Origin of the sequence: Leucobacter chromiireducens (assembly GCF_003917135.1) — a bacterium.
GTDB classification, from domain to species: Bacteria; Actinomycetota; Actinomycetes; order Actinomycetales; family Microbacteriaceae; genus Leucobacter; species Leucobacter chromiireducens_A.
Window position 1 is genome coordinate 1 of sequence record NZ_RPDI01000041.1, and the last position, 7,242, is coordinate 7,242.

General features: G+C 73.1%; 7 protein-coding genes. 4 read left to right on the forward strand and 3 right to left on the reverse strand.

From position 1 onward, the window contains the following. Nucleotides 1-1,270 (reverse strand): DEAD/DEAH box helicase (locus tag EGM46_RS13440; RefSeq protein WP_241156358.1); only part of this gene is annotated, 1,270 nt, incomplete at its 3' end. Nucleotides 1,271-1,550: 280 nt separating this feature from the next. Here EGM46_RS13440 and EGM46_RS13445 point away from each other — a divergent pair. Further along, the gene (locus EGM46_RS13445) at nt 1,551-2,270 is read left to right on the forward strand and encodes a ferritin-like fold-containing protein (RefSeq protein ID WP_125100644.1); all 720 of its coding nucleotides are present in this window, start codon (nt 1,551-1,553) and stop codon (nt 2,268-2,270) included. 8 nt (nt 2,271-2,278) lie between these two features. Beyond that, nucleotides 2,279-3,430: a methyltransferase domain-containing protein gene (locus tag EGM46_RS13450; protein ID WP_125100645.1), complete on the forward strand. Its 1,152-nt coding sequence runs from the start codon at nt 2,279-2,281 to the stop codon at nt 3,428-3,430. On the opposite strand, the gene EGM46_RS13455 is transcribed toward EGM46_RS13450, so the two are convergent. After that, nucleotides 3,402-4,184, reverse strand: coding sequence for an NRDE family protein (locus EGM46_RS13455; protein ID WP_125100646.1), 783 nt, complete (start codon nt 4,182-4,184; stop codon nt 3,402-3,404). The two genes, EGM46_RS13450 and EGM46_RS13455, sit on opposite strands and share 29 nt — an antisense overlap. Before the next feature lie 66 nt (nt 4,185-4,250). Here EGM46_RS13455 and EGM46_RS13460 point away from each other — a divergent pair, with 66 nt between their 5' ends. Continuing rightward, nucleotides 4,251-5,636: a bifunctional phosphopantothenoylcysteine decarboxylase/phosphopantothenate synthase gene (locus EGM46_RS13460; RefSeq protein WP_125100647.1), complete on the forward strand. Its 1,386-nt coding sequence runs from the start codon at nt 4,251-4,253 to the stop codon at nt 5,634-5,636. Nucleotides 5,637-5,762: 126 nt separating this feature from the next. Here the strand turns inward: EGM46_RS13460 and EGM46_RS13465 are convergent, their stop codons facing one another. Continuing rightward, nucleotides 5,763-5,987: a DUF3107 domain-containing protein gene (locus tag EGM46_RS13465; protein ID WP_125100648.1), complete on the reverse strand. Its 225-nt coding sequence runs from the start codon at nt 5,985-5,987 to the stop codon at nt 5,763-5,765. Nucleotides 5,988-6,175: 188 nt separating this feature from the next. On the opposite strand from EGM46_RS13465, the gene EGM46_RS13470 reads away from it, so the two are divergent. Then, the coding region (locus tag EGM46_RS13470) for a UvrD-helicase domain-containing protein (RefSeq protein WP_164512907.1) at nt 6,176-7,242 on the forward strand (1,067 nt) is incomplete at its 3' end.

Genomic DNA, 7,242 nt, shown 5'->3' on the forward strand with positions numbered 1-7,242 from the left:
GGCGGCGCGTGCGCGAGCCCTCGCCGGAGCGGCCCTCGCCGGAGCGGCCGGCGCCGGAACGCTCGCCGCCGCGTCCGCCCGCCGCGCCGCGCCCGCCGGCCTGGCGCTCCTTCACGGGCGTCGCCTTCAGGCGGCCCTTCGATCCCTCGGGGATGTTCAGGTCGCTGAACAGGTGCGGCGACGAGGAGTACGTCTCGATCGGCTCGGGGACCCCGAAGTCGAGCGCCTTGTTGATGAGCGCCCACTTGTGAAGATCGTCCCAGTCGACGAACGTCACCGCGATGCCGGATCGGCCGGCGCGGCCCGTGCGTCCAACGCGGTGGAGGTAAGTCTTCTCCTCGTCCGGCACGGTGTGGTTGATCACGTGCGTCACGTCGTCGACGTCGATGCCGCGCGCGGCGACGTCGGTGGCGATCAGGATGTCCTTCTTGCCCGACTTGAACGCCGCCATGGCGCGCTCGCGCTGCTCCTGGTTCAGGTCGCCGTGCACCGAGGCCGCGTTGAAGCCGCGATCCACGAGCTCCTCCTGCAGCTTCGCCGCGGCGCGCTTGGTGCGCATGAAGATCACGGTCTTGCCGCGACCCTCCGCCTGCAGGATCCGGCCGATCACCTCGTCCTTGTCGAGCGAGTGCGCGCGGTAGATGATGTGCTCGATGTTCGCCTGCGCCGCGCCCTCGTCGGGGTCGGTCGCGCGAATGTGCACGGGGTTTGACATGAAGCGGCGGGCGAGCGTCACGATCGTGCCGGGCATGGTGGCCGAGAACAGCATCGTGTGGCGGATCGCGGGGATCTTCGAGAACAGCTTCTCGATGTCGGCGAGGAAGCCGAGATCCAGCATCTTGTCGGCCTCGTCGAGCACCATCTCGCGCACCTGCGACAGGTTGAGGATGCGCTGGTTCGAGAGGTCGAGGAGGCGGCCAGGGGTGCCGACCACGATCTGTGCGCCGGCCTTCAGCTGCTCGATCTGGCCCTCGTAGGCCTTGCCGCCGTAGATCGACACGACCGTTGCGTCGCGGCCCTGCGCCGCGAGCTGGAGGTCCTCGGTCACCTGCACCGCGAGCTCGCGGGTGGGGACGACGATGAGCGCCTGCACGCCCGGCTCGGGCGACGCGCCAACGCGCTGCAGCAGCGGCAGGCCGAAGCCGAAGGTCTTGCCCGTGCCGGTCTTCGCCTGGCCGATGATGTCCTGCCCGGTCAGCGCGAGCGGGATCGTCTGCTCCTGGATCGGGAAGGCGTCGACGATGCCCTTGCCGGCGAGCGCGTCGACCATGTCCTGGTCAACGCCGAGTTCGAGAAATGTCGTCACTGGTGCGTCCTCTGCGGGTGCGGTGCTGCGCGGTAGTGCCGAAGAGCGCAGCGGCCGGCGCTCCTGCGTCGCCGGCGGTGAATATACGTACGACGACCAGTCTATTCCCGCGCGCGAGCGGCGCGCGTGAGCGGGCACGCGGTTCGTTTCGACCGGGATCACTGCCGGGCTCGCCGCCCGCCGTGCCGCCCGCCTCGCGTGCGGCATGCGCCCGCGGTGATCACCGCGGCGCTAAGCTGTCAGAGTGTTCGAGTGGATCCGTGGGCTGCGCAGGAAGAATGCCCCTGCCCGAAAGCTGCGTTCGCGTGGCGAGGGGCCGGATACGGAGCGGGTCGAACTCTCCGAGCTCGCGCCGGGAATCCTGCCGTTCCTCGGGTTGACCGCATACCTGCAGCTGGAGCTGTACGAGGCGGCGACGCGCGCGGTCTCTGGTGCTCCGACGCTCGAGGCGAAGAACGTGCTCGCGGAGATCGCGGGGCAGACGCTCTCGAAGCACCAGCTGCTCACCGCCGAGATTCGGGATCGCGGCCATGAGCCGCACGTCGTGATGACGCCCTTCTCGCCGGTCATCGACTCGTACGTTGAGCGCATTGACACGCCCGACTGGCACCAGCACGTGCTCTCCCTCTACCTTGTCGGCGGTCTCTTCGACGACTTCTTTGCGAGCTTGGCCGAGGGCCTGCGCGACAGCTACCAGGCCGAGGCGATCAAGATTCTCCGCAACGACGCCGGCCGAGCCGAGCTGAAGGCGCTCCTCGAGGCGGCGCTCGACACCGATTCCGGGCTGTCGAGCTGGCTCGCGCTGTGGGGCCGCCGCCTCGTCGGCGACACGCTGCTCGTCGCGCGCGCGGTGCTCACGCTGAGCGAGCGCCGCGAATTCGACGCGAGCGAGATGGAACCGGTGTTCACCGAACTCATCGCCGATCACATCCGCCGCATGGACGGCCTCGGCCTCACCGCCTGACCGTGCTCATGTCCACGCCGCGCTGCGAGTACTTCGAGGCGGGTCGCTGCCGCTCGTGCACGCTGATCGAGACGCCGCTCGCTGAGCAGCTCACCGCGAAGGACGCACGCTGCCGCGCGCTCCTCCCTGCGGTGCCTGCCGAGGCATGGCTGCCCATCGCCCAGGGCGGCGACCGCGACTTCCGCAACAAGGCCAAGCTCGTGGTCGGCGGTGTCGCGGGGGACGTGACGCTCGGGATCCTCGGCCGCGACGGCGAGGGGATCGACCTGCGCGACTGCCTCATCCAGGAACCCGTGATCCGCGCCGCGATCCCGCGCATCGCGAGTGTCCTCAACGCGACGGGTCTGCCGCCGTACAGCGTGCCGCGGCGGCGCGGCGAGCTGAAGTACGTGCACGTCACCGCAGCGCCATCCGGGGAGCTGATGCTCCGCTTCGTGGTGCGCAGCGAGGAGGGCCTCAGCCGCATCAGGAAGCGGCTCGCCGAGCTTCGCGCAGCGATCCCCGAGGCTGCGGTGATCTCGGTGAACCTGCTGCCCGAGCACGTCGCGCTGCTCGAGGGCGAGCGCGAGGAGCTGCTGCTCGGATCGTCGCTCACCATGGGGCTCGGCGACGTGTCGCTGCACCTGCAGCCGCGGAGCTTCTTCCAGACCAACACCGCGGTGGCGCGCGAGCTCTACGGGCAGGCGGCGCGCTGGGTGGCGCGCAGCGATCCGGCATCGCTGTGGGATCTGTACTGCGGCGTCGGCGGATTCGCGCTCGCCTGCGCGCCACGCACAGGCGCCGGTGTCGCGCGCCGGGTGCTCGGGGTGGAGGTGTCGGAGGCAGCGGTCGCCTCGGCCGCGCGCAGCGCGAGCGACGCCGGCATCGACGCAAGCTTCATCGCGGCGGACGCGACCGCGTTCGCGCTCGGCGCGGAAGCCGGCGAGCTGCCCGAGCTCGTGATCGTGAACCCGCCGCGGCGCGGGATCGGCGCGGAGCTGGCCGCGTGGCTCGACTCTTCTGGCGTCCCCGGCGTGATCTACTCGAGCTGCAACCCGGAGAGCCTCGCGCGGGATCTCGCGGCGATGCCCGGCCTCCGCGTCCGCGAGGCGCGCGTGTTCGATATGTTCCCGCACACCGGGCACCTCGAGGTCATGGTGCTGCTCGAACGGGCAGCGTAGCCTCGAACTCCAGCGCAGCCCAGCGCCCGGGTGCCGCGAGCGCGGCCCAGTCGAGCGTGAGCTCGGGGGAGGCTGGCGCGCCGCCTGCCGCCGCGCGGCAGACGAGCAGCGACTGCGTCGCGTAGCCGAGCGGGGTGTTGTCGCGGATGATCGCGCGATCGTCGTGCCGGTCGAGCTCCGCGCTGCGGGCGAGCACCGCGTGCCAGCGCTCGCGCCAGGGGCTGGGGCTGGGGCCCGCGTGCTCGGCCACGGGCTGCGGTGCGGCGGCCGCGCGGAATTCCGGCAGCCACCGCGCGATCCGAGGGGATGCCGGATCGTCCACCTCGCGATGATCCACCATGTGCACGCCGGGCGCGAGCGGTTCGCGGCGCAGCGCGATCCCGTCCCAGGAGATCACCTCGGCGCGCCCGGGGGAGATCGAGACGAGCGTGAACGCCGGGGTGGGCGGCGGCGCCGCGGGGAAGACCCCGCGCACCGCGGCGAGCGGGAGCGCCCCGCGTGAGCCGAACCCGCCTGCGGGCTCCGCCACCTCGGCGGCGCGGTTGAGGAGCACGGCGAGCCGCCCGGCGCGCGGCTCGGCGGCGAGCCAGGCCCCGCCAGCGCGCCGATCCCGCACACCGTGCACCCCGGGGAACGTCTCGGGCCACCACGCGCCCGGCGGATCCCACGCCCGAGCCGGATCCTCGTCGCGGACCGCGAGCAGCCGCACCTCGCCGCGCTCGCTCGCCGGGACCTCAATCACCACCGTGCACATGGCCCCGAGTGTAGCCCCGGGCGCGTGCATACCCCGTTTCCCCGCGGCGGGTGCGAGGATGGGGGCGTGAACATTGTGCTTGGAGTCAGTGGCGGCATCGCCGCGTACAAGGCTGTTGCGCTCGCGCGCCTGCTCGTCGAGGCCGGCCACGAGGTGCACGTCATTCCCACGGCGGACGCGCTGCGCTTCGTTGGCCAGCCCACCTGGGAGGCCATCAGCCGGCACCCCGTCACCACCTCGGTGCACGACGACGTGCCCGAGGTGCGGCACGTCGCGCTGGGGCAGCGGGCGGATCTTGTCGTGGTCGCCCCGGCGACGGCGAACACGCTCGCGCGGATGACCGCGGGGCTCGCCGACGACCTCCTCGGCACCACCCTGCTCGCCACGCGCGCGCCCGTTGTGGTCGCCCCGGCGATGCACACGGAGATGTGGCAGCACCCGGCCACGCAGGACAACGTCGCGATTCTGCGCTCGCGCGGCGTCGTGTTCGTCGGCCCGGAGAACGGGCGGCTCACCGGGAACGACACCGGGCCGGGGCGCATGAGCGAGCCGGCGGACATCTTCGCGAGGATCGCCGAGCTGCTCGCCGCCGGCGTCGCCGCCGATGCCGCGGACGCGGCCGGTCTCGATCGGGATCCTGGCGCGGCGACCGCGCCGAGCGCGGGGGACGGGGACGCCCCTGCGGCGGCGGCCGATGCTGGCGCCGCTGCGGAGCGCGAGCCTGGCGCGGACGCTCGCTCGGACGAGCCGGGCGATCTCGACGGGATCCGGGTGCTCGTGACCGCTGGCGGCACGCGCGAGCCGATCGATCCGGTGCGCTACCTCGGCAACCGTTCGAGCGGCCGCCAGGGCGTCGCGGTCGCGGCGGCGGCGGCGGAGCGCGGCGCGAAGGTGGTGCTGCTCGCGGCGAACATCGACGAGGCCGTGCTCGCGGAGGTCGCCGACCACGCTGCGGTGCGGGTGGTGCCGGTCGGCTCAACCGCCGAGCTCGAGCAGGCGGCGCACGCAGCGGCCGCCGGCGCTGAGGCCGTGATCATGGCGGCGGCGGTTGCCGACTACCGCGTCGCCGAGGTCGCCGACGGCAAGATCCGCAAGGAGGATTCACCCGGCGTCGCGCCGACGCTCTCGCTCGTGGAGAACCCCGATGTGCTCGTCGGGCTCGTGCGCGAGCGCCGGCCGGGACAGGTGATCGTCGGCTTCGCCGCCGAGACCGTCGAGAGTGAGGACGAGCTGCTGGAGCGCGGTCGCCGAAAGCTCGCGCGCAAGGGCGTCGACCTGCTCGCGGTGAACGCCGTTGGTTGGAACGAAGGCTTCGAGTCCGGGGAGAACGCGCTGCGCGTGCTCGACGCCGACGGCACGGTCGTTGCGAGCGTCGCCGGGTCGAAGCGCGAGGTGGCCGAGCGCCTGCTCGACGCCGTGCGCGAGGAGCTCGACGCCGCGGCCAGGGAATAGCCGCCGGGCCGGGCTGGCCTGGCCGGCCTGGCGGCCGACCCCCAAAACCACGACTTGCCCCGAGTGTGGTGCAGAATCCCTCGGGAATCTGCACCACACTCGGGGCAAGTTGGTGAGCGGGCGGTGCTAGCTGACGAACCCGATGCGGCGCTCGGCCTCGCCGCCCAACTCGATGTAGGTCACGGCCTCCGCGTTGACGAGGAACTGGCGTCCCTTGGTGTCCTGCAGCGTGACGAAGTCGGAATCCTGCGCCGCTGCCGCGTCAAAGAGCCCGCGCACCTCCTCGGCGGTGGCGTCGGTCTCGAACGCGAGCTCACGGGGCGACTGCTTGATGCCGATGCGAACTTCCACTGGGCCTCCTCTAACGGGTGGCGCGTCGGCCACACGGTGTGCTGGTGCTTCGAGTCTATGGCGGGACGCTCGCTCGCGACGGGGATCGGGGCACGCGTTCGCCGTGAGCGCAGCAGCCGCGACCCGGCCGCTGGACGGCGCCGCGCACGCGCAGCCCGAATGTCCGAGGCCCTCAGTAGGCTGGCCGCATGACTTCCCTCGATTCCTCGCAGCGCCGGGTCCTCGCACTCGATCCGGCTCGGCACGCGCGCGTGCTGGGGGCGCCGGGGAGCGGCAAGACGCGCACGCTGATCGAGGCGTTCGTGGCGCTCGGCGAGCGCGAGGACTGGCGGGAGGGCGACGTCATGGTGCTCGCCGCGAATCGGCTCGTCGCGGCCTCGCTGCGCGCGGCGATCGCGGCCCGGCTCGGGCGCGCGTTCGGCGGCACGCCGGTGCGCACCGCCGCGTCGCTCGCGTTCGCACTGCTCGGCCGCAGCGCAGCGCTCCGCGGGGAGGACGCGCCGCGTCTGCTCACCGGCACGGTGCAGGACGAGGCGATCGCGCGCGTGGTGGCCGACGGCGCCGCGCACGGCGGCGCCGGCATCGCCGGGATCCCGCCCGAGGTACTGCAGAGCGCCGCGTTCCGTGCGGAGCTGCGCGAGCTCTGGCGGGTCGCCGACAACTTCGGGTGGGAGCCGCAGGCGCTCGCCGCCACCCTGCGCGAGGCGGCGGTGGGGCGCGGCAGCGAGGCGGTCACCGAGCTTCCCGATCCCGAGCTGGCTGGCCGGTGGGGTGACGGGCTTGAACTCATCGCGGCGGTGGCCGAGCGGGTGCGCGCGGAGCGGCCGGGCGAGCTGAGTTCCAGCGGGCTCCTGCGCGCCGCGGCCGAGGTGGTGCGCGCCGAGGGGTGGCTGCGCCAGCCGGGGGCCGGCGGGGGCGACGGCGCAGGGCACGCCGATCCAGGTGTGCCGATCCCTCGGCTCGTGCTGGTCGACGACGCGCACGAGCTCGGGGAGGGGGAGCTGGCGCTCCTCGCCGCGTGCGTCGACGCGGGCAGTCGGGTGTGGGTGTTCGGGGATCCGGATATCGCGACCGGGGCGTTCCACGGCGAGCGCGCGCGGGTGCTCGCGCAGCTGGACGGCGAGCTCGCGCGGCGCTCGGCCCGGCCGGCGCCGGTGCGCGCAGCCGAACCGGCGCAGCACGTGGTCCTGGAGACGGTGCATCGGCAGCGGCCCGAGCTGCGCTCCGCGGTGGCGGGGCTCGCGGCGCGGGTCGG

Coding starts and splice junctions, on each gene's coding strand:
- EGM46_RS13450 (WP_125100645.1), top strand. CDS start 2,279: ATGTCCACGCCGCGCTGCGAGTACTTCGAGGCGGGTCGCTGCCGCTCG.
- EGM46_RS13455 (WP_125100646.1), bottom strand. CDS start 4,184: ATGTGCACGGTGGTGATTGAGGTCCCGGCGAGCGAGCGCGGCGAGGTG.